The sequence below is a fragment of the Flavobacterium araucananum genome, from assembly GCF_002222055.1.
GTDB classification, from domain to species: Bacteria; Bacteroidota; Bacteroidia; order Flavobacteriales; family Flavobacteriaceae; genus Flavobacterium; species Flavobacterium araucananum.
In genome coordinates, this window is the sequence record NZ_MUGS01000042.1 from 1 (window position 1) to 22212 (window position 22212).

Genomic DNA, 22212 nt, shown 5'->3' on the forward strand with positions numbered 1-22212 from the left:
TTTTAACTCATTGGGAGTACTTAATTTTAACACATAGAAACATAGACTCTAGCCTCTCAAAAAGGCGTTTCACTTAGCTAAAATGCACAGAGTTTGACTATGTCAAAGAAATGTGTTTCTTTTTGTATTCTTTATTAGGTATAAAATCTATGTTTCTATGTGTTAAATATATATTTTTTGCCCCAAGCGAAGCGAACAGACGAGTATTACACCCAACGGGTTATCTCTATTTATAAAAGAGAAAGTAATGTAAATTCTAATCTATTTTGTTTTTATATTTGTTAGTAAGGATAACTAACTTATCGCTAGCGAAATATGAGAAAGAAATTAATTTATTTTTTAGCGATTTTCATTGCTTTGTTTTCTTCATTTGCTTTTGCTCCAAAAGACAGTTTGCAAACCTCAAAAACAATTGTTTCGCAGCTAAAGCAAAAAGGATATCCTGTAAGCCCTTTTAAGGACACGCTTTTTTATGTGTACAATAAAGTAGGTTCTTTCTCTGCCGAAAATCGGGCAAATGCCATTACCGAAAAAATCAGAAAACTCTATGAAGATTCTTTTTTTCAGGAAGATTCTATTTCAGTAGTCCCTTCAGATATCTCTCAGGATATCCTGTACAAGAACGATTTTGTCATTATGTCGATTTTGGATGTTGATGCAAAAGCCGAAAATCAGACTGTAAGTTATATTGCCAAACGCAATTTAAATCTGATCAAAAAGGCAGTCGTTTATCAAAATGAAAATAATTCATTGCTTCCCAAACGATTAGGGTATACGGCATTGTTGATTTTAATTATTGGTATTATCTTATATTTTGCAGGCAAAGTTTTTAATCGGGTAAAATTGCACATTCTTAAAAATAGTGATCGCTATTTTAAAGGCTTTACCTATAACAATATAAAAATTCTTTCGCCCCAAAAGCAGCAATCCTTATTAATGCGATTGTACAGTTTTGTAAAAGGCATTACGCTGGTTTTAATCGTTTATCTTTCGTTGCCATTATTGTTTAGTATTTTTCCCGCTACAGAGGCTTATACGACCACTTTATTGCGTTGGATCCTTACTCCGGCAAAATTGGCAGTTATGGGCTTTGTTGATTTTTTGCCAAGCTTCGTTACCATTGTCGTTATCGTTTTTATCTTTAAGTATGGTATAAAAATAATCAGATTCTTTTTTGATGAGATTAAAAAGGAAAACATAAAAATTGATGGTTTTTACAGCGATTGGGCAATGCCTACCTTCAACATCATCCGATTTTTATTGTTGGCTTTTATGGTAGTTATTATTTTTCCGTACCTGCCCGGATCAGATTCTCCTATTTTCAAAGGTGTTTCAGTATTTGTAGGGATACTGTTTTCGTTGGGTTCCTCTAATGCTATTGCAAATATGGTTGCAGGATTGGTCATCACGTATATGCGCCCTTTTAAAATTGGAGATTTTATAAAAATAGGCGATGTTAGCGGAGAAGTGATCGAAAAAACGGCTTTGGTAACCAGAATCAGGACACCAAAATTTGAAGATATTACAATCCCAAATGCAACTGTTTTGTCAAGTACTTCTACCAATTATTCGTCGAATACAAAACACGTTAACAATGGTTTATTGATTCATACAACAGTTTCGATAGGGTATGATGTGCCTTGGGTAGCGATACATAAAGCTTTGATAGCTGCAGCGCTAAAAACCGAAATGACAGAGAAAACCCCTTCGCCGTTTGTTTTGCAAACCAGCTTGGATGATTTTTATGTTTCGTATCAAATCAATGTTTATACGAAAGAACCTACTAAGCAGCCTTTGATTTATTCCTCGCTGCATCAAAACATTCAGGACTCTTTTAATGAGGCCGGAATCGAAATCATGTCGCCGCATTATAGCGCACTAAGAGACGGAAACACTACAACAATTCCTGAAAGCTATCTTAATAAAGAGTACGAAACCCCTGCTTTTAATATTAAAAACAAAAAGTAAACTACTAATAATGTGTGAATAATCTTAAAACTTTAACAGCGATTTGTTTTGAAGTTAATATTATAAAAATTAACTTTAGCTAAGAATTTAGCAACACTTGGCGCCAAAGGATAAAAAAGATCTCATTTAATACAATAAAAGTATTTGATATTGTGTTTATTAGATTAAATTACTTTGCAAAGAGAAGTAAAAGTAGAAAGTAATTCTTGTCGTATTTGGATTAATTTTTAGAAGATGATTTATGAAAAAGAATGAATTGAGTCAGGAGCAAAGTTTACAAGTATTTTCCAGTATGATCTCAAACAAGGTTCATAATGGATTTGTACTGGAAGAGAGAAACGATGAATTTCTTTTTGCGGTTCTTTCAAAAGGCGGAAAAGTAGTCAATCATGGTTTAAATTTCATTATTTTTTGTCTAACCTTAGGTTTGTGGTCATTTGCATGGCTTTATCTCACAATCCAGGCTTCAAAGCCCAAAAAGGTATTAGTTGCCATTGATGAAGATGGTTTTCCTTTTGAAGAAAGATGTCTGGTCGCTTAAAAAATTAAATTTGAAAATAGAAAAGCCATAAATTAAATCAACATTAATTTATGGCTTTTTTAAATTATAAATCTAAAGAAATCAATGTACAAAGGATTAAAACCTTTGCACCTTTGCAACTCAGAACCTCAGTACCCTTTTTTCTAAATTTTATCCTTTAAATAAATTCCTGTAACGGATTCTTTTACTTTTACGATATCTTCAGGAGTTCCTGCTGCGAGTAAGTAACCTCCGTTTTCTCCTCCTTCAGGACCTAAATCAATAATCCAGTCAGCACATTTTATAAGATCAAGATTGTGCTCAATTACAATTATCGAATGCCCTTTGTCTATTAAAGCATCAAAGGAGGCTAATAATTTTTTGATATCGTGAAAGTGTAAACCCGTTGTAGGTTCATCAAATACAAACAAAGCCTTGTCTTTTGTCGCTCCTTTTACTAAAAACGAAGCTAGTTTAATACGTTGCGCTTCACCTCCGGAAAGAGTCGATGAAGATTGCCCTAATTGTACATATCCTAAACCAACATCCTGAAGCGGTTGTAGTTTTTGTGTAATTTTGCCTTGATTGTTTTTATCAAAAAAAGCAATCGCATCGTCGATCGTCATGGTAAGAATATCGTTGATGTTTTGATTGTCGAAAGTAATTTCCAAAACTTCTTTTTTGAAACGTTTCCCCCCGCAGGTTTCACAAGGTAAAGATACATCGGCCATAAAGACCATCTCGACGTTTATGGAGCCTTCCCCTTTGCAAGTTTCGCATCTGCCTCCATCAACGTTAAAAGAAAAATGTTTGGCCTGATAACCTCTTATTTTAGATAATTTCTCTTTGGCATACAATTCACGAATATCATCATAAGCCTTGATATAAGTTACCGGATTTGATCTCGAACTTCTTCCTATAGGGTTTTGATCGACATATTCAATATGTTTTATTTGCGAGAAAGAGCCTTTTATATCGCTAAACTGACCTGCTTTTTCGGCTGCATTTTCCAGCTTTTTCTGCATTGCCGGAAATAAAATCTTTTTAATCAAAGTACTTTTTCCACTTCCCGAAACCCCTGTAATTACAGTTAAAACATCCAGAGGAAAAGTAACATCTATATTTTTTAAGTTATTTTCTCTTGCGCCAATAATGTCAATATGATTCTTGAATTTTCGTCTCTTTTTAGGAACCGTAATTTCCAAATCGCCATTCAGGTATTTTGCCGTTAGCGAATCTGATTTCAGAATTTCGTCATACGTGCCTTGTGCTACTAAATTTCCTCCAAAAGTTCCTGCTTCAGGACCAATATCGATAATCATATCCGCAGCTTTCATAATATCCTCATCATGCTCCACCACAATAACCGTATTGCCCAGATCACGAAGCGAGAGCAAAACTTTTATCAGGCGTTCAGAATCTTTAGGATGCAAACCAATGCTGGGTTCGTCGAGAATGTACATAGAACCCACAAGACTGCTCCCTAAAGAAGTTGCCAGATTGATACGTTGTGATTCTCCTCCTGAAAGTGTTGCCGAATTTCTGTTTAATGTCAGATAATCCAAGCCAACCTCCGTCAAAAAGGATAAACGATTATTGATTTCAACCATCAAACGTTTTGCAATTTGCTTTTCGTAAACATCTAAGTCGATGTTTTTAAAAAAAGTGACCAAATGTTTAATCGGCAAATCGACCAGATCAGAGACTGTTTTACCATTTATTTTTACATAAGACGCCTCTTCGCGTAAACGCTTTCCGCGACAAGCGTGACATTTTGTTTTACCGCGATACCGCGATAACATGACACGATTTTGAATCTTATAATTTTTTTCTTCTAGTTCTTTAAAGAAACCATTTAAACCCTGAAAATACTGATTTCCTTTCCATACTAAATCTTTTTGATCCTCAGAGAGTTCGAAAAAAGGTTTATGAATCGGGAAATCAAATTTGTAAGCATGTTTAACCAGTTCGTCCTTGTACCAACTCATACTATCGCCCCTCCAGGGATAAATAGCGTTTTCAAAAACAGATAAGGAAGTATTAGGAACCACCAAATCTGCATCAATACCAATAATGTTTCCGTAACCTTCGCAAACCGGACAAGCTCCGTATGGATTATTGAAACTGAATAAATGAACATTGGGTTCCAGAAAAGTAATGCCATCTAACTCAAAATTATTCGAATACGTAAATTTTCTATCAGAGTTTAGTTCCTGTAGATAACAAATTCCCTTCCCTTCAAAAAAAGCAGTCTGAACCGCATCTGCAAGACGGTTGTAAAATTCTTCCTCGTCTTTGACAACAATTCTGTCAATAATCAATAAAATATCTTTATTGTCCAGTTTATGTACCTCGGCAGGATTAAAGTCATCCAGACGAACCATTTCGTTGTTGACCAAAATACGAGCAAAACCTTGCTGAAGAAGTACTTTTAGTTTATCTTCTAATGGTCTTCCTTCTTCAAGATGAATAGGGGCAAGAAGCAACCATTTACTGTCTAATTCCAGATTTTTTACATCAGCAACAACATCTGTAACCGTATTTTTTTTGACCTCAAGTCCTGAAATTGGCGAATAAGTACGCCCAATTCTGGCGAACAAAAGTTTTACGTAATCGTAGATTTCGGTCGAAGTTCCTACCGTCGAACGGGCATTGGTTGTATTTACTTTTTGCTCAATAGCAATTGCAGGCGCAATACCTTTTATATATTCTACTTTTGGTTTGTCTAAACGTCCTAAAAACTGACGCGCATACGAGGACAAACTCTCTACATAACGACGTTGTCCTTCTGCATACAAAGTGTCGAATGCCAAACTTGATTTGCCTGATCCTGAAAGACCTGTAATGACAACAAGTTTGTTTCTTGGAATTGCGACATCTACATTTTTTAAATTATGTACCTGCGCTCCTTTAATTATAATATTATGTTTTGGGTCTAGTGTAGAAAGATCAATTTGCATAAAAAAAGTCAATTTCTACAAAAGTAATCAATTTTGATTTGAGTTTTGTTAATGCCATTGTTCCAAATCTTAACAGAATTTTTTTTGGCCACGAATTGCACAAATTTTCGCTAATTCTTTTTTTGCCACGAATTACATGAATTATTACTTGTGAGAAAAAAGTTGCCACGAATTACACGAATTTTCGCTAATTTTTTTTTTGCCACAGATTAAAAGGATTTTATGAATTATTACTTGTGAGAAAAAAGTTGCCACGAATTACACGAATTTTCGCTAATTCTTTTTTTTGCCACAGATTAAAAAAGTTTTTTTTAGTCAACTTAATTAGTGAAAATTCGTGCAATTAGTGGCAAAAAACAATTACAATATTAATCCCTTTAATCTGTGGCATATTTTATTTTAGATGCTAAAAAATAATTATACCAAACGTGTCATTACACTATAAAATAAGCTATTTTAGAACAGTTTTTATAATAAATTAATACCACGGCTAAAATTGAAGACTACACTTTCTATTCTGTTTTTTTTGATGAGTTTTGTCCTGTTTTCACAGGAGTTTCCGCCTATTATCAAATATTCATCGGCTGTTTATGGCGCAGGAAATCAAAGTTGGATGATTTCTCAGGACGATCAAAACTATTTGTATTTTGCGAATAATGATGGACTTTTAGAATATAATGGTACAAACTGGCAATTATATCCCACACCAAACGAGACAATTGTGCGATCTGTAAAAGTTATTGCAAACAAAATTTATACAGGTTGTTATATGAATTTTGGGTATTGGACCAGACAAAGCAATGGCAAATTAAAATATACCTCGCTAAGCGATACCATAAAAAACAAAATTCTGGACGACGAGCAGTTCTGGAACATTCTAAAATACGATCAGTGGATCTTGTTTCAATCCCTGAGCCGAATTTATATTTATGATACTAAAACGGGAAAATTTAAAATCATCGCTCCTAAAAATGGAGTTATTAAATCGTTTGCAACAAAAAATGCAATTTATTTTCAAACCTCAAACGAAGGTCTTTTTGAGATTGAAAGCGGAAAAGCCAAATTAGTATCGGATCATCCTGTTCTTAAAAAATTTACAATCGTAAATATGTTTACTACAGATGATGGTTTATTGATTCAGACCCAATTAGACGGTATTTATAAATTGACGGGCAACAACCTGACACGCTTTGCAACAGCTGTCGATGCAGACCTAAAATCGAGTTTTGTTTACAGCAGTCAGTTGCTTCAGGACGGAAGTTTTGCTTTAGGAACAGTTTCGAACGGAATTTTTATTTTATCAGATACCGGGAAACTAAAATATCATATCTCGCAAAGCAAAGGGCTGAGCAATAATACAGCTTTGTCACTTTTTGAAGATAAGGACCAGAATTTATGGACAGGACTCGACAATGGTATCAATTGCATCAATTTACAGTCGCCCGTACATAGTTTTACAGATGATACAGGAGTTCTGGGAACCGTTTATGCCTCGGCTACTTTTAAGGGTTTGTTGTATGTAGGAACCAATCAGGGATTGTTTTGCAAGAACATTCAGAGCAATTCTGAGTTTAAATTTATAAACGGAACAAAAGGGCAGGTTTGGTCTCTTTTTGTATACGATAATACACTTTTTTGCGGCCATGATTCCGGTACTTTTATTATTGCAAATGATGTTGCAAAAAGTCTGTTTTCAGGTTCAGGAACCTGGAAATTTGAGCCTGTACCCAATACTAAAAACCAATTGCTCCAGGGAAATTATTACGGAATTTCGGTTCTGGAAAAAATAAACAACCAATGGACTTTTAAAAACAAAATTCAGGGTTTCGATTATTCGTCCCGTTATTTTGAAATCACGAATGATTTTGATCTTTATGTAAGTCATGAATACAAAGGTATTTTTAGATTAAAACTCGATAAAACGCTCTTAAAAGCACATGGGTTTTATGCCTATAAATCTCCACGAAAAGGCAAAAATGCAAGTTTAGTAACCTTCAATAATCAAATTTATTATGCTTACAAAGGCGGTATTTTTAAGTTGAATAAAAACACAAAACTCTTCGAAAAAGATAATTTGCTAAGTTCTATTTTCGAAAAAGATGAATATACTTCCGGGAAACTAATTGTAGACCATTCAAACAAAATATGGCTGTTTTCTAAAAACTACATTCATTATTTTTCTGCCAGCAAATTAAGCAATCAGTTAAAACAAAATGTAATCCCGATTCCGTCCTCCTTAACCAACTCGATGTTGGGATTCGAGAACATTACACAAATTTCTAAATCGACTTATTTAATAGGTACCACAGACGGATATTATACGTTGAATATCGATGATCTGAGTTTTAAAAATTACACTGTTTTTATAACAGATATAACCGTAAACAAACAAAACGAAACCTTAAAAAATGTTGCCGTACAAAGTGAAGGAAGCTTTCATTCGAACGAAAACAATATTACGTTTAATTATACCGTTCCGGAATACAACAAATACATCAACTCAGAGTATCAATACTCGCTGGAAGGTTTCCAGAATGACTGGAGCGAATGGAGCACCAAAGCAACAGTGAATTTTAAGAATCTTTTGCCGGGAAAATATACCTTTAAAATAAGGGCAAAATATGCCAATACCATTTTGCAAAATACGGCAACCTACACATTTGTTGTTTCAAAACCCTGGTATTTGACCAATCTGGCCTGGTTTATTTATTTGTTTCTGATTTTTGTAACCGCTTATTTTATCAATAAAGCCTATAGAAATTATTATCAAAAACAAGAAGAGAAATTAATCGAAGAGAATAATCTTTTGTTAGAGATCAAAGAATTAGAAAACGAGCAGCAATTAATGAAGCTTAGAAACGAGCAACTTTCGCAGGATGTAGACAATAAAAACAGAGAATTGGCTGTCTCGACCATGAGTTTAAACAGCAAAAATGAATTGCTGGCTTTTATAAAAGAAGATCTAAAAAAGACCTCTCAAAACGATAGCAATAATATTAAATCCGTAATAAGCACCATTAATAAAAATATCACCGAAGAAGACTCCTGGAACGTCTTTAAAGAAGCGTTTGACAATGCCGATAAGGATTTTCTAAAAAGAATAAAACAACTTCATCCTTTACTTACAGCAAACGATTTGCGTCTTTGTGCCTACTTGCGACTGAACCTCTCCTCGAAAGAAATTGCCCCGTTGTTTAATATCTCCGTTCGAAGTGTAGAGATAAAAAGATATCGTTTGCGTAAAAAAATGGATTTACAGCACGAAAACGGTTTAGTCGAATATATCCTGGCTGTATAGTAGGTAAGATAAGGGCATAAAAAAACTATACATTACCTCAACATTAACGGTTAATTGTGATTTTTACACATTTGTGTTAAAGAAATTAACATTCTTAATTTAAGACTAAACAGGGCTTCTTTTTAAGAAATAGTGAATTTAGATCCATTTTTTTTATGATGTATGTTTTTTGTTGTGGTTAAATTTATCGTTTTCCTAAGCGGATACGATAAATTTAGCTTTCAATAAAAACTAACTAATTATGAAATCCAAATTATTACTAACCGTACTAATGCTGTTTACATCCTATGCGTTTTCGCAGTCTTTTGACGTAAACGGGACAGTACTTGATGCCGCATCAGGAATCGCACTTCCTGGCGTTAATGTAAAAGTAAAAAATTCGTCGCAAGCCACCTCTACAGATTTCGACGGATCTTTTAAGCTATTAGCAATCCCAAAAGGAACGACACTTGTTTTTAGTTTTATTGGTTTAAAAACACAAGAAGTTGTTGTTTCAGGAACCAAGATCACCATTAAAATGAGCGATGATGCCAGATCGCTTGACGAAGTTGTAGTGATAGGTTATGGTAGCCAGAAAAAAAGAGAAGTAACAGGAGCCGTTTCTGTACTGGACAGTAAAACGCTTGATATCCTGAAACCAGCAAGAATCGAGCAAGCACTGCAAGGTACAATATCCGGTGTCAATGTTACGACACAATCCGGAGCACCGGGAGCACCGCTGGACATTCGTATTCGTGGTATTGCCACCAATGGCGAAAACAGACCTACTACAATTATTGATGGATATGTGGGAGATTTAAGTTTGCTTAACCCTAATGATATCGAAACAATTACCGTTCTAAAAGATGCTCAGGCAGCAATTTACGGTACGATTGGAGCAAACGGAATTATTTTAGTAACCACCAAAATGGGCAAAAAGAATTCTAAAACCAGAATATCTTTTAACAGTTATACAGGATTTCAGGAAACATCGCGAAAATTACCAACTCTTAATGCTACTGAATATGCCCTTTTATTAAACGAAAGTTACGCCAATGGCGGCAAAGCATTGCCTTACCCAAATGCAAGTGGTTTGGGCAGCGGCACAAACTGGCAGGATGAAGTGTTTAAAAAAGGAGTTCCTATTATCAGTAATGATTTAACAATCTCCGGAGGTTCAGACAAAATTACCTACTCGATAAGTGGTTCACACCTGGATCAGGAAGGAATTGTTGGCGGAGATAAATCAGGTTTTTTAAGAAACACGGCCAGAATAGGATTAGGGGCTGATTTGAGCGATAAGTTTAAATTAAAAACCAATGTAATCTATACTTATTTTACCAGAAACACATTGAACGAGAATGGCTTAGGTTCTGTTTTATTTAATGCCTTAAATGTTCCTGCAACCTTAAAACCTTATAATGCAAACGGTAATCCTACTTTGGTACCAAGTACAACAGGTTTAGGCACAGAAATTATTAACCCGCTGGCACAAATAGCAAATACCTATAACGATTATAATTATAAAAAACTGAATGGAAATTTTGGTCTTGACTATAAAATTTTCAAAGGTTTTGTTTTATCAAGTTCAATAGGTTTTAATACCTCAAATAGCGAATCAAAAACATTTGCCAAACAAATTAGTTATGGCGGCAAAGTGTTTGATGTACAAAGAAGTTCAGTAACACAAGGAGCTGTAAATGATAACAACTACTCCTTTGACCTTTTTGGAACTTATGCTGCAAAAATCGCAGAGAGTCATAATATTGTAGGGACTGTTGGTACTACTATTTTTAAAGAATGGGGCAACGGACTTTATGCAACCGGTTTTGATGTACCCAATAACTCCTGGGATTTTGCCGATATCTCGTTAACAAAAGGAATTTCAGAAACCTTGACAAACAGTTCATACGTTTACGATCAAAGAAGATTATCTTATTTTGGAAGAGTACAATACGATTATAAAGGAAAATATTTATTATCGGCAATGTTACGCCGTGATTCATCGACCAAATTTGGACCCGGAAATAAAGTTGGATATTTTCCGTCTTTTACCGGAGGTTGGGTCATATCTGACGAAGGTTTCTTTGGAAAACCAAAAGCCATTAATTTCTTAAAATTAAGAGCCAGTTACGGAACACTAGGAAACGATCAAATCCCTAATTATGGATATTTAGGACTTTTAACCGGCGAAGCGACGTATGTTTTTGATAAAACACTGGTCAACGGAACCGCTACAGGACAAGTGCCAAATCCGGACTTGAAATGGGAAGAAGCCAGAAAATTTGATGTTGGTTTAGACATGAAATTTTTAAACGATAAAATTTTTGTAGTAGCAGATTATTTTATTGATACCAGAAAAGATTTATTGATCCCTAACATCCCGGTTTCAGGAATTACAGGAACAGGAGCTCCGGGCGCAAGTGCACCAACATTAAACGCAGGAACAGTTAGAAACTCAGGATTAGAATTCTCTATTGATTATAAAGAAAAATTCTCAGATTCATTTTCATTGAGTTTAGGATATAATGTAACGTTCCTTAAAAACGAAGTTCTCGAAGTAAACAACGGAACCGGTTTTATCGAAGGAGGCGCATTTGGAGTAGGTCAGCCTGCACCATCACGTATGGAAATAGGAAAACCATTGGGTTATTTTTATGGATATAAAACCGATGGAATTTTTCAAAACCAGGCCGAAGTTGCCGCACATCCCTCACAAATTGCTTTAGGAGCAAATGCAGCTCCCGGAGATATTAGGTATGTAGATGTAAATGGCGATGGCGTAATCGATACAAAAGACAAAACAAATATTGGAGATCCAATCCCGCAAGCTACAATGGGATTCAATATGCAGTTAAACTACAAGAATCTTGATTTTGCAGTCTATACTTTTGCCTCAGTAGGCAACGATATGGTTCGCAATTACGAAAGAACATTATCTGATGCCAATCGTTTAAATTATGTTTTAGACAGATGGACAGGAGAAGGAACAAGCAATACCACACCAAGAGTTACAACAGGAGCAACGGCAAACAATGTTTTTTCGAACTATTATGTAGAAGATGCCTCTTATTTAAGAATTCAAAATGTGCAGTTGGGCTATACCCTTAATCCTTCGATATCTCAAAAAGCCGGAATCACAAAATTAAGACTTTATGCCGGAGTCAATAATTTATACACCTTTACCAAATACAAAGGCTTTGATCCCGGAGCTTCAAGCGGAGCTCCAATTGGAGGCGGAATCGATTACGGATTCTACCCTGTTCCAAGAACCTATTTATTGGGCTTAAACATTAATTTTTAATTTCAATTAAAATGAAAAAATATTTTTTTACAACCATTATAATGCTAACGCTATTCTCGACAATAAATACTTCTTGTTCAGATGAGTTTGTAGATCCAACACCAAAATATTCGATTGATTCTGAAAATTATTTCAATTCAAAAGCAGATTATGACAATGCATTAGTTGCCGCCTATGATTTGCTGCAATCTTCGTATGTCAATGTTTTATTAGGAGAAATTGCTTCAGATAATACCTTGGCAGGAGGAGAAAGTCCAACAGATGTGATAGGTTTTCAGCAAATAGACGATATGATTCATACACCCGTAAACAGCAATTTAAGAGATATCTGGAATTGGATGTTTGCAGGAGTACAAAGAGCCAATTATATTCTTGAATTTAAGGATAAAACAGATTTTGAGGGAAAAAGCCAACTACTTGCAGAAACACGTTTTCTTAGAGCATATTACCAGTTTGAGTTAGTGAAATGGTTTGGTGGAATCCCGATGAAAGGAGATGCCAGGTTCAAAATTGGAGACGAAAAGACAGTCCCGCGTTCATCAGTTGCAGAAGTGTATGCTTCAATCGAAGCTGATTTAATTTACGCGTCGGCTAATTTGTCTCCAACTGCATCTCAAAAAGGAAGAGTAACAAAAGGAGCAGCTCAGGCATTGTTAGGAAAAGCATACTTGTATCAAAATAAATTTGTACAAGCCGCAACTACTCTTGATGCTGTAATAACTTCCGGCAAATATACCTTACAGGCAGATTATGATGCAATGTTTGAACTCGCTGGCGAAAACGGTACCGAGTCTGTTTTTGAAGTACAATATACAGATGTCGAAGGAGCAGGTTTTACCTGTTTGCAATGTAGTGAAGGTAATGTTGCAGTAGGTTTTAGCGGAGTTCGTAATTATAGCGGACCGCTTTTTTCGTCAGGATTTAGTTTTAATCTTCCAACAAAAGAAAGTGCAGATGCCTTTGAAGTTGGTGATAAACGTAAAAATGTTGCCATACTTGATATTGCGGCATGGGCTGCGGCAAATGCATCTTTTGATAATGGTAAAGGGGTTACTTACGGCAAAGGAAACGAAGACACAGGGTATTTTAACAGAAAGTATTTGCCAAGAAAAAGGAGCGCAACGGCTCAGGGAGATTTAAACCTGACCAACCCAAATAATTACAGGGCCATACGTTATGCAGATGTTTTGTTGATGGCTGCCGAAGCAAACAGCCGCGGAGCAATCGACGATACCAAAGCTAGAAACTATCTAAATCAGGTAAGAAGACGTGCTTTTGGGGATACAAACCATGACATATCAGCTTCTGGAGCAGCATTGACTGATTTTATTTTAGCCGAAAGAAGAGTGGAGCTTTTTGGGGAAGGACATCGTTTCTTTGATTTGGTAAGAACCGGAAAAGCAGCTGAAAAAATTACAGGTTTTAAAGCAAACAAAAACGAATTATTTCCATTACCAATAGAAGAAATTCAATTTGCAAACGGAAACTGGAAACAAAACCCTGGATATTAAAAAAATACTATTATGAAAAAAATACATTTTATTATAAGTTTTTTCGTTTTAACAATACTTCTGGGTTGTTCTGGCGATGATAGCAGTACTATTGATCTGGATGGCATAAGTGCACCGGCAAATATTACGACTTTGACTACTGTAACGCAGGATAACTCAGGCAAAGTTACTTTTTTGCCTAAAGGAGAAGGTGTTACACAATACAAAATAAAGTATGGTGACGGATCTGAGTCTGATTATTTTTCGTCAGGAACCACTGCGACACATGCTTACAAAGAAGGCGTTTATCAGTCTAAGATTATTGCAATGGGAATAAACGGTAAGACAACCGAAATAACCCAGCAAGTTCTGGTTTCTTTTAAAGCACCCGAAAATTTAAAAGTGGTCATTGCAAGCGATCCCGCAATTGCTAAAAAAGTAACGGTTAAGGCAACGGCCGATTTTGCTTTGTTTTATGATGTTTATTTTGGAGAAGCCGGAAAACCGGATCCAGTTTCGGCAAACAATGGCGAATCGATTTCTTATGTCTATCAGCAACCGGGAGTTTACACCATTCGGGTAGTGTCTAAAAGTGCTGCAATAAAAACAACAGAGTACACAGAACAGTATACGGCAAAATTAATCCTTGAGCCAACAGCATCTGCTCCAACACCACCAACCAGACCAGCCGGAAATGTGATTTCGATCTTTAGTTCAAAATATACAGACCTTGCCGGAACAGATTTTTTCCCAAATTGGGGACAATCAGGAACCTATAAAGAATTTAATCTTAGTGGTGATAAAATACTAAACTATAGCAATTTGAATTATCAGGGAATCGCTTTGGCAGATAAAGTAACGATCGATGTTTCTGGTATGGAATATTTGCACATGGATGTCTGGACAGCAGATTTAGAAAAAATCAAGACTTTTTTAATCAGCAAAACAAACGGTGAGAAAGCCGTTACTACAGATCTTACAGCCAACCAATGGACGAGTATAGACATTCCAATTTCGGCATTTACAAGTCAGGGATTAACCGTAGCCGATATATTTCAGTTAAAATTAGAAGGAAATCCATCAGGAAAAAGCGTTTTTATAGACAATATTTATTTCTACAAACAAGCAGCAGAAGCAGTAGCATTGCCTCTTGATTTTGAGTCTCCTAATTTAACTTTTGCCTGGGGCGGCTTTGGTAATATAGACGCGTCTGTAGTAACAAATCCTTATAAAACCGGAGTAAATGTATCTGATAAAGTAGTTAAATTAGATAAAAAAGCAGGAGCAGAAACATGGGGAGGAGCAAGTTTAAATCTTGACAATACACCAGATTTTGCAAAAGGAACAAAAGTACAGGTAAATGTATGGGCTCCAAAAGCAGGAGTTGATATCTTATACAAAATGGAACTGTCGACGTCTCCAAAAGACGGAAACGGTAATCCAACTGTTTTCCTGGAAGTAAAAGTAAAAACAACGGTTGCCAATGCCTGGAATGTTTTGACATTTGATCTTACCACTGCGCCTGGTTTTAGTACCAGTATTAAATACGACAGAGTAATTTTATTTCCGGATTTTGGAACAGCAGGAGCAGGAGATATCTATTATTTTGATGACATAAAACAATCCAATTAAAACAAGAAATCATGAACAAAAAAACAATTATAAAGATAGTATCCTTATTTGCGATTCTCTTGATGGCGGGTTGTCAAAAAGACGATTATGCATTTGGAGCCATAAATACGCCGGCGAATCTAAAAGTTACAGCCGAAATTGTTGGAAAAACAACCGCTGCACCAAACGGAGACGGATCCGGAATGGTAAAACTTACGGCAACGGCAGATAATTCGATCTCGTACAAATATGTATTCAGCGATGGTACATCAGAAAATGCACCAGGCGGAATCTTTACCAAACGTTTTACCAAAACAGGACTTAACACCTATACCATTACCGTTATAGCAACAGGAAAAGGCGGTGTTGCCAGCAATACAACAATAGATGTTACTGTAATAAGTAACTTTAGCGATGCCGAAGCTGTTCAGTTTTTAACAGGCGGATCGTCTAAAAAATGGTATTGGTCAGCCTCTGAGCCAGGACATTTAGGAGTAGGGCAAAATGATGGTGACGCCACCAAAAACTATTTTGCCAACTATTATATGGCTGCGGCTTTTGAAAAAGCAGCATCGTCAAAAAGCAGTTGTTTGTACGACAATGTACTAACATTCTCCTTAGCGGGCGATCAGTTAAAATATGAATTAAACAACGGTGGAGCTACATTCTTTAATAAAGATTTTGGTAGTGTAGCCGGGACAACGCTGGGCGAAGACACCTGTCTTTCTTATGATGCAAGTGGTGTTAAAACAGTTTCATTGAGTCCGTCAGAGTCTGTTATAATGGCAAATCCTAATCATGCAACACAAACCAGAGGAACCACAATGAATTTCTCCAATGGTGGATTTATGGGGTATTATATTGGTCAGAGTTCGTATGAGATTTTGTCTATTACAGCCAATAGAATGGTCGTGAGAGCTGTCATGGGGGGAAATCCTGCACTGGCATGGTATCACATTTTTACAACGACACCACCAACTCAGGCACCCGTTGCAGATTATACAAAACTAGTTTGGTCTGATGAGTTTAATACAGATGGCGCTCCTGATGCTACAAAATGGAATTATGATCTGGGCAGAGGAAGCAATAATGATGGTTGGGGAAATAATGAAAAACAAAATTATACCAACTCAGCAACAAACGTAATTGTTCAGGGAGGAAGCCTGAAAATCACGGCTAAAAAAGAAGCCTCCGGCGGAGTTGATTATTCTTCGACACGATTAAAAACAGATGGCAAATTTAGTTTTACGTATGGTAAAGTCGAAATAAAAGCAAAACTGCCAATTGGTGCCGGAACATGGCCGGCAATCTGGATGCTGGGTTCCAGTTATGCGACAAAACCATGGCCGGCTTGTGGCGAAATAGATATTATGGAACATGTAGGAAACAATCAAAACGTGATTCTTAGTACACTTCATTATCCGGGACACTCCGGCGGTAACGGTAATTCAGGTTCTAAAACAATACCAAATGTGTCGACAGAATTTCATGTCTATAAAACCGTTTGGAGCCCTGCATCGGTAAAAACCTATGTAGATGACCAATTAATTCATTCCGTTGCAAACGACGGTTCTTTACCTTTTAACAGCGACTTTTTCTTAATACTAAATGTTGCAATGGGAGGTAATTTAGGCGGCACTATTGATCCTGCTTTTACACAATCTTCTATGGAGATTGATTATATAAGAGTATATCAATAGATTACAAATTAATTAGTAAGAATGAATGAGAAGGTCAGTTGAGGCTGATCTTCTTGTTTTTTAATTTTAAAGAAAGACAATGAAAAAAATAATGCTGCTATTAATGGTGTCCGGTTTTTGCTTTGCACAAAACGTAAAACGAAAACTCGTCTGGGAAGAGGATTTTAATAAAAAAGACATCAATGAAACCGTTTGGAATTTTGAACTTGGCGATGGTTGCCCTGATTTATGTGGTTACGGAAATAACGAAAGACAAATTTATACCAAAACCAACCACGAAATCAAGGATGGAAACCTAATTATCGAAGCCAGAAAAGAAGGAAACAAATATACCTCGACAAAAATTACGACCAAAGGCAAAAAAGAGTTTAAATATGGCAGGATAGAAGCCCGGGCAAAACTACCTGTTGGTCATGGTTTGTGGCCCGCATTCTGGATGTTAGGCGCCAATATTGATGAAGTAAAATGGCCAAAAACAGGAGAAATTGATATTTTAGAATATATAGGCAGAGATCCGCACATGGTGTATACAACCCTGCATACCCAGGACAGTCATGGCAATACCATTAATACCAAAAGAACCGCTTTTCCTGATATTGAAGATGGATATCATGTTTATGCCATAGAATGGACCAAAGATAAAATAGAATTTTATGTCGATAAAACATTGGTTTATACTTTTAATCCAGCCATAAAAAACGAAGATACCTGGCCCTTTGATAAACCATTTTATATTATTGTTAATCTGGCAATAGGAGGAAATTTTGGAGGTCCCGAAGTAGACGATAAAGTATTTCCTCAAAAATATTATGTAGATTATGTGCGCGTTTATCAATAAAAAAGTATAAGCCTCAAAAAGAGCTGTTTAAGTCAGGTGTAAACAAGTTAATTATTTATTATTGAGTTGTTTATGTCTGATTTTTTGTATTAAAAAACGGTATTTTTTTACTGTTTTTTGATGATTTTAAAGCTCAAATTAACGGAGTGCTGCAATAATTAACGATTTATTGTTAATTATTCTTCATTTTGTTTGCTTTTTAAAATATTAATTTGTTAAATTTGGTCAGAATATTAACATAACGCTACAACCTAAAAAGACGCCTATAAAATAAAACTACTTTTAGAAAAATTACTCCAGATTTTAAAACAGAACTAAAAAAGTAGTATTATGGCTGATCTGCATATTCCAGACGCTCTATTAGTAAAAAATTATGTCGATGGCAACGAAATTGCCCTGGCGACATTAATAAAAAGACACGAGTCTAAGATATATGGATTTATATATTCAAAGATTGCTGATAGAGATATTTCAAACGATATTTTTCAAGATACTTTTATTAAGGTAATTAAAACCTTAAAAAGTAATTCCTATAATGAAGAAGGTAAATTTTTGCCTTGGGTAATGCGTATTTCCCACAATTTGATTGTAGATCATTTTCGAAAAACCAAAAAAATGCCAATGTACAGAGAAACCGAAGAATTTTCGATTTTTTCTGTCATGTCAGATGATTCTTTAACGATCGAAAATAAAATGATTTTTGATCAGGTTGAGGTCGACTTAAAAAAGATAATTGAAGAACTGCCATCAGATCAAAAAGAAGTGTTGGTAATGCGAATGTATCAGGATATGAGTTTTAAAGAAATATCTGAACTTACAGGGGTGAGTATCAATACAGCATTAGGCAGAATGCGATATGCGCTTATGAATTTAAGAAAAATAATTGACAAAAATCAAATTATTTTAACCAACTAATACTATTTTAGGTAATACCTCGTTATACTATAATAAAACATTTTGACAGTATGGCGAAAATTTACTCTAAAAAGGCACTAGCTTCTAAAGATTTAAAACCTAAAAAAGAAGTTGTTTCTTTTTTACTAAATTACTCACAAGCGTTAACCGTTGTGAAAATTGAGGATAAAAGTTTTGAAATTATAGCTAATTAAGCAGCCCACTACATTTGTCGGATGTTTATTTCGAAAGAAAAACCAAATGGTCGTTTTGGTTAAAAGCTCACTATTTGTATGAAAATACAGGTAGTGAGTTTTTTTTTTGGTGTAATCTGAAATGTTTTTTTTACTATTGTAAATTATTAAGACTATTCAATTATTTTATCCCCTAACTATCTCTATTTTAGTAGTAGTTCTAATATTGATCTGTTAAAATTTCATATTTTAATCGATTTTTGTTTATTTATTCAATAATTAGTTTTATTTTGGTTAAAAAGTAAATTTTTATTCAACAGAATCTCCAAATAAGAGAGATTTGTGTATTAAAAATCTTTCAATATTGATAAAAACCAAAAATAGATAAAGTTAAAATAAGCGTTTAACCCCATAACCAGAAAATGTATGAAGAAAAATTACCCGCTGTGTTTTGTTTGTTGTAGATCTTAAAATTCAGAAAGAATAATAAGATTTGTGAGCGATTTTACGAAATATAATTGTGCTGTTTTTTTTAGCATTCCTATTGATTTCGTAACCTCTTCTGGCAAATAACTTTAAAATTTTATTTAACAACCAAACTCAACCAAAAATGAAAAATAACCTTAAAATTTTATCCTTCCTATTATTGATTAACAGTAGTATGTTTGCTCAAAAAGAGGAATTAAAAGAAGCGCAATCCTATTTTGCAAAAGGAAAAGTGCAGGAATCATTGGCAATTTTAAAAAAAATAGAATACCTCGTCATCAATGCGCCTGATGACGTAAAAACCGATTATTTTTTTACAAAAGGAAATGTATACAAAGATCTTGCAACAAAAAATATAGATGCCGCAGCCAATTTTACCCTGGCATCAGGCGCCTATCAGGATGTTCTTTTGTACGAAAATGAATCCCGAAACTATAGATATGCCTTCAAGGCAAGTTCGGCCCTAAAAGAGATGAAATCAAAACTTGTCGACGGAGCTTATAAAGACTACAAAGAAGGAAAATTTAAAGAGAGCTCAGATAAAAGTTACGAAGTGTACCTCTTTGATAAAAAAGACACCTTAAACTTATACAACGCCGCCTCTTCGTCCTTGACCGCCAAAGATTATGTGTCTTCTATTAAATACTTTGAAGAGCTTAAAAAAATACAATATTCCGGAAAAGGAATGCTTTGGTACGCTACAAACAAAAAGACAAAAGAAGAAGAATCTTTTATTTCCAGAAGCGCCAGGGAATCCAGTGTAAATGAAGGACTTTACGAAAAACCAAGAAATGTATTCCCGCCTTCAAAGAAAGAAGAAATATTAACTTCTTTAGGATTTGCTTACTTAGAAAGAAACGATTATTGCAATGCCGAGAAATATTATCAGGAAGGATTGCAAGTCAATGAAAATTGTGTAGACTGCTGTATAAATCTTGTATACGTTAAAATAGAACAAAAAAAGGAAATTGTAGATAAAATGGCAGCGCTGGGCAATAGCACAAAAGAAATGCAGCAATATGATAAGCTTGATGCTCAAAAAGACGAAATTGTACGAAGTGCGATTCCGTATCTTAAAAAAGCATTAACAATCGAGCCTAAAAACGAAAGTGCCATGAAGTCGCTTTTAGGGATCTACAGATCGCTAAACATGACAAGCGAATATAATGCCCTAAAAAGCAGCATGTAAAATAAGGATATAAAATTAGTATATAAAATAAGACAGAAGCTGCTAAACTGACCCATTGGATGTACTTGTTTTAACACATAGAAACATAGTTTTTTTTAGATAAAGAATGCAAAAAAGAAATACATTTCTTTTATATAGTTATAACTATATGCATTTTAAATAAGTGAAACGCCTTTTTTAAAGATCCAAAATCTATGTTTCTATGTGTTAAATATATTTTTTTAGCCCCAGGCGAAGGAAACAGACGAAGTTATTATGTCGAACGGGTTAAAACTTTCTTTTTAGTAACTTCTTCAATTAATGATTTTTTTCCAATCGTTCTGGTGATAATATCTTTATCCAGATCCCAGCCTCTTGCCGGCGAATATTCACGTCCGTACCAAATAATCTGAAGGTGCAAATCGTTCCATAAATCTCTTGGAAATAATCTTTTGGCGTCTTTTTCAGTCTGTGTTACATTTTTTCCGCTCGAGAGATTCCATCGGTACATGAGCCTGTGTATATGAGTATCTACCGGAAAAGCAGGAACCCCAAAAGCTTGCGACATTACAACACTAGCTGTTTTATGTCCAACAGCAGGCAACTCTTCGAGTGCCTCAAAACTCTGTGGCACCTTGCCATCGTGTTTGTCAATCAAAATGTGCGATAAACCGTGAATTCCTTTCGATTTCATTGGCGATAAACCACACGGACGAATAATTTCTTTAATCTCCTCGACCGACATTTTTATCATATCATACGGATTATCAGCTTTTGCAAAAAGTAAAGGTGTAATCTGATTCACACGGACATCGGTGCATTGCGCCGAAAGTAAAACGGCAATCAGCAAGGTATACGGATCTTTATGGTCTAGCGGGATGGGTATAGTAGGGTAGAGTTCTTTTAACGTATTTATAACAAATGTTACGCGAGCTTCTTTATTCATTTCCGTATTTTTAATCTCGTAAAAATAGTATATTTTTTTGGAGTTGTGAATTGTGAGTTATAAATGATGAGTTAGGAGTTAGGAACATGATCTTTATGCGCAATCCAACAATCTAATAATCCAACAATCTAATAATCCAACAATCTAAGAAGTCTAAAAATCTAAAAATCTAAATAAATGATAACATTAAAAGCCGGTGATAAAGCACCAAATTTTTCAGGAACAGATCAGGACGGAAAATCACATACACTGGCAGATTACGCCGGAAAAAAATTAGTAGTCTTTTTTTATCCTAAAGCAAGTACGCCGGGTTGCACCGCCGAAGCCTGCGATTTAAGAGATAACTTCGAGCGTTTTAAAGCCAATAATTACGAGCTTTTGGGAGTAAGTGCCGATAGCCAGAAAGCACAAGCGAAGTTTAAAGACAAATACGAATTTCCTTTTCCGCTATTGGCAGACGAAGACAAATCTGTAATCAATGCATTTGGCGTTTGGGGACCAAAAAAATTTATGGGGAAAGAATATGACGGAATCCACAGAACCACTTTTGTAATCGACGAAAACGGAATTATTGAAGAGGTTATTGAAAAAGTAAAAACAAAAGAACACGCAGCACAGATTTTGAAATAGGTTTTTTTGAGCTTCATAGGTTCAAAGGTTCAGAGTTGCAAAGGTTCAGAGGTTTAGAATTGAAAGAAAATTTACCTCATGGTTCGCAAAGCTTTTTCAATAATTGGCTTTGCGAACTTTGTCTTTATCAAAAATAAATTAACCCGTTGCGTGTAATTAATTTTAACACATAGAAACATAGCTTTTTGATCTTTAAAAAAGGCGTTTCACTTATTTAAAATGCACA

At 35.1% G+C, this 22212-nt stretch carries 14 protein-coding genes; 12 read left to right on the forward strand and 2 right to left on the reverse strand.

Annotated features, from left to right (window positions below; genetic code table 11):
- Window positions 1-315: 315 nt before the first annotated feature.
- Both B0A64_RS18160 and B0A64_RS18165 read left to right on the forward strand, forming a co-directional pair.
- Window positions 316-1968 carry a mechanosensitive ion channel domain-containing protein gene (locus B0A64_RS18160; RefSeq protein WP_089480918.1) on the forward strand — a complete coding sequence of 551 codons (1653 nt, stop codon included), beginning with the start codon at window positions 316-318 and terminating at the stop codon, window positions 1966-1968.
- Window positions 1969-2209: 241 nt separating this feature from the next.
- Window positions 2210-2509 carry a hypothetical protein gene (locus B0A64_RS18165; protein WP_089480919.1) on the forward strand — a complete coding sequence of 100 codons (300 nt, stop codon included), beginning with the start codon at window positions 2210-2212 and terminating at the stop codon, window positions 2507-2509.
- A 143-nt stretch (window positions 2510-2652) separates the two neighbouring features.
- Here the strand turns inward: B0A64_RS18165 and uvrA are convergent, their stop codons facing one another.
- On the reverse strand, window positions 2653-5448 hold the full coding sequence (uvrA, locus tag B0A64_RS18170) for an excinuclease ABC subunit UvrA (protein ID WP_089480920.1): 2796 nt from the start codon (window positions 5446-5448) through the stop codon (window positions 2653-2655).
- Between the two features lie 496 nt (window positions 5449-5944).
- Between uvrA and B0A64_RS18180 the strand changes: the two genes are divergently transcribed.
- The 9 genes from B0A64_RS18180 (at window position 5945) to B0A64_RS18215 (ending at window position 20431) form a co-directional block, all read left to right on the forward strand.
- On the forward strand, window positions 5945-8746 hold the full coding sequence (locus B0A64_RS18180; protein ID WP_317045011.1) for a triple tyrosine motif-containing protein: 2802 nt from the start codon (window positions 5945-5947) through the stop codon (window positions 8744-8746).
- A 241-nt stretch (window positions 8747-8987) separates the two neighbouring features.
- Window positions 8988-12029 (forward strand): SusC/RagA family TonB-linked outer membrane protein, encoded by a 3042-nt coding sequence (locus B0A64_RS18185; RefSeq protein ID WP_089480923.1) that lies wholly within the window; start codon window positions 8988-8990, stop codon window positions 12027-12029.
- Window positions 12030-12040: 11 nt separating this feature from the next.
- Window positions 12041-13540: a RagB/SusD family nutrient uptake outer membrane protein gene (locus tag B0A64_RS18190; RefSeq protein WP_089480924.1), complete on the forward strand. Its 1500-nt coding sequence runs from the start codon at window positions 12041-12043 to the stop codon at window positions 13538-13540.
- A 12-nt stretch (window positions 13541-13552) separates the two neighbouring features.
- Window positions 13553-15151 carry a hypothetical protein gene (locus tag B0A64_RS18195; protein ID WP_089480925.1) on the forward strand — a complete coding sequence of 533 codons (1599 nt, stop codon included), beginning with the start codon at window positions 13553-13555 and terminating at the stop codon, window positions 15149-15151.
- Window positions 15152-15162: 11 nt separating this feature from the next.
- Window positions 15163-16830 (forward strand): family 16 glycosylhydrolase, encoded by a 1668-nt coding sequence (locus tag B0A64_RS18200; RefSeq protein WP_089480926.1) that lies wholly within the window; start codon window positions 15163-15165, stop codon window positions 16828-16830.
- Between the two features lie 79 nt (window positions 16831-16909).
- On the forward strand, window positions 16910-17668 hold the full coding sequence (locus B0A64_RS18205; RefSeq protein WP_089480927.1) for a glycoside hydrolase family 16 protein: 759 nt from the start codon (window positions 16910-16912) through the stop codon (window positions 17666-17668).
- Between the two features lie 330 nt (window positions 17669-17998).
- Window positions 17999-18583, forward strand: a complete 585-nt coding sequence (locus tag B0A64_RS18210) for an RNA polymerase sigma factor (protein ID WP_089480928.1) — start codon at window positions 17999-18001, stop codon at window positions 18581-18583.
- A 50-nt stretch (window positions 18584-18633) separates the two neighbouring features.
- Window positions 18634-18777, forward strand: coding sequence for a hypothetical protein (locus B0A64_RS25255; protein ID WP_165689754.1), 144 nt, complete (start codon window positions 18634-18636; stop codon window positions 18775-18777).
- A gap of 589 nt (window positions 18778-19366) precedes the next feature.
- A complete protein-coding gene (locus tag B0A64_RS18215) occupies window positions 19367-20431 on the forward strand; it encodes a tetratricopeptide repeat protein (protein WP_089480929.1) in 1065 nt (354 codons plus the stop codon).
- Window positions 20432-20684: 253 nt separating this feature from the next.
- Here B0A64_RS18215 and B0A64_RS18220 read toward each other — a convergent pair whose 3' ends face one another.
- Entirely contained in the window at window positions 20685-21356 is a 672-nt protein-coding gene (locus tag B0A64_RS18220) for an endonuclease III domain-containing protein (RefSeq protein WP_089480930.1), read from the reverse strand.
- A gap of 177 nt (window positions 21357-21533) precedes the next feature.
- Here B0A64_RS18220 and bcp point away from each other — a divergent pair, with 177 nt between their 5' ends.
- The gene (gene bcp, locus B0A64_RS18225) at window positions 21534-21986 is read left to right on the forward strand and encodes a thioredoxin-dependent thiol peroxidase (protein WP_089480931.1); all 453 of its coding nucleotides are present in this window, start codon (window positions 21534-21536) and stop codon (window positions 21984-21986) included.
- Window positions 21987-22212 lie beyond the last annotated feature (226 nt).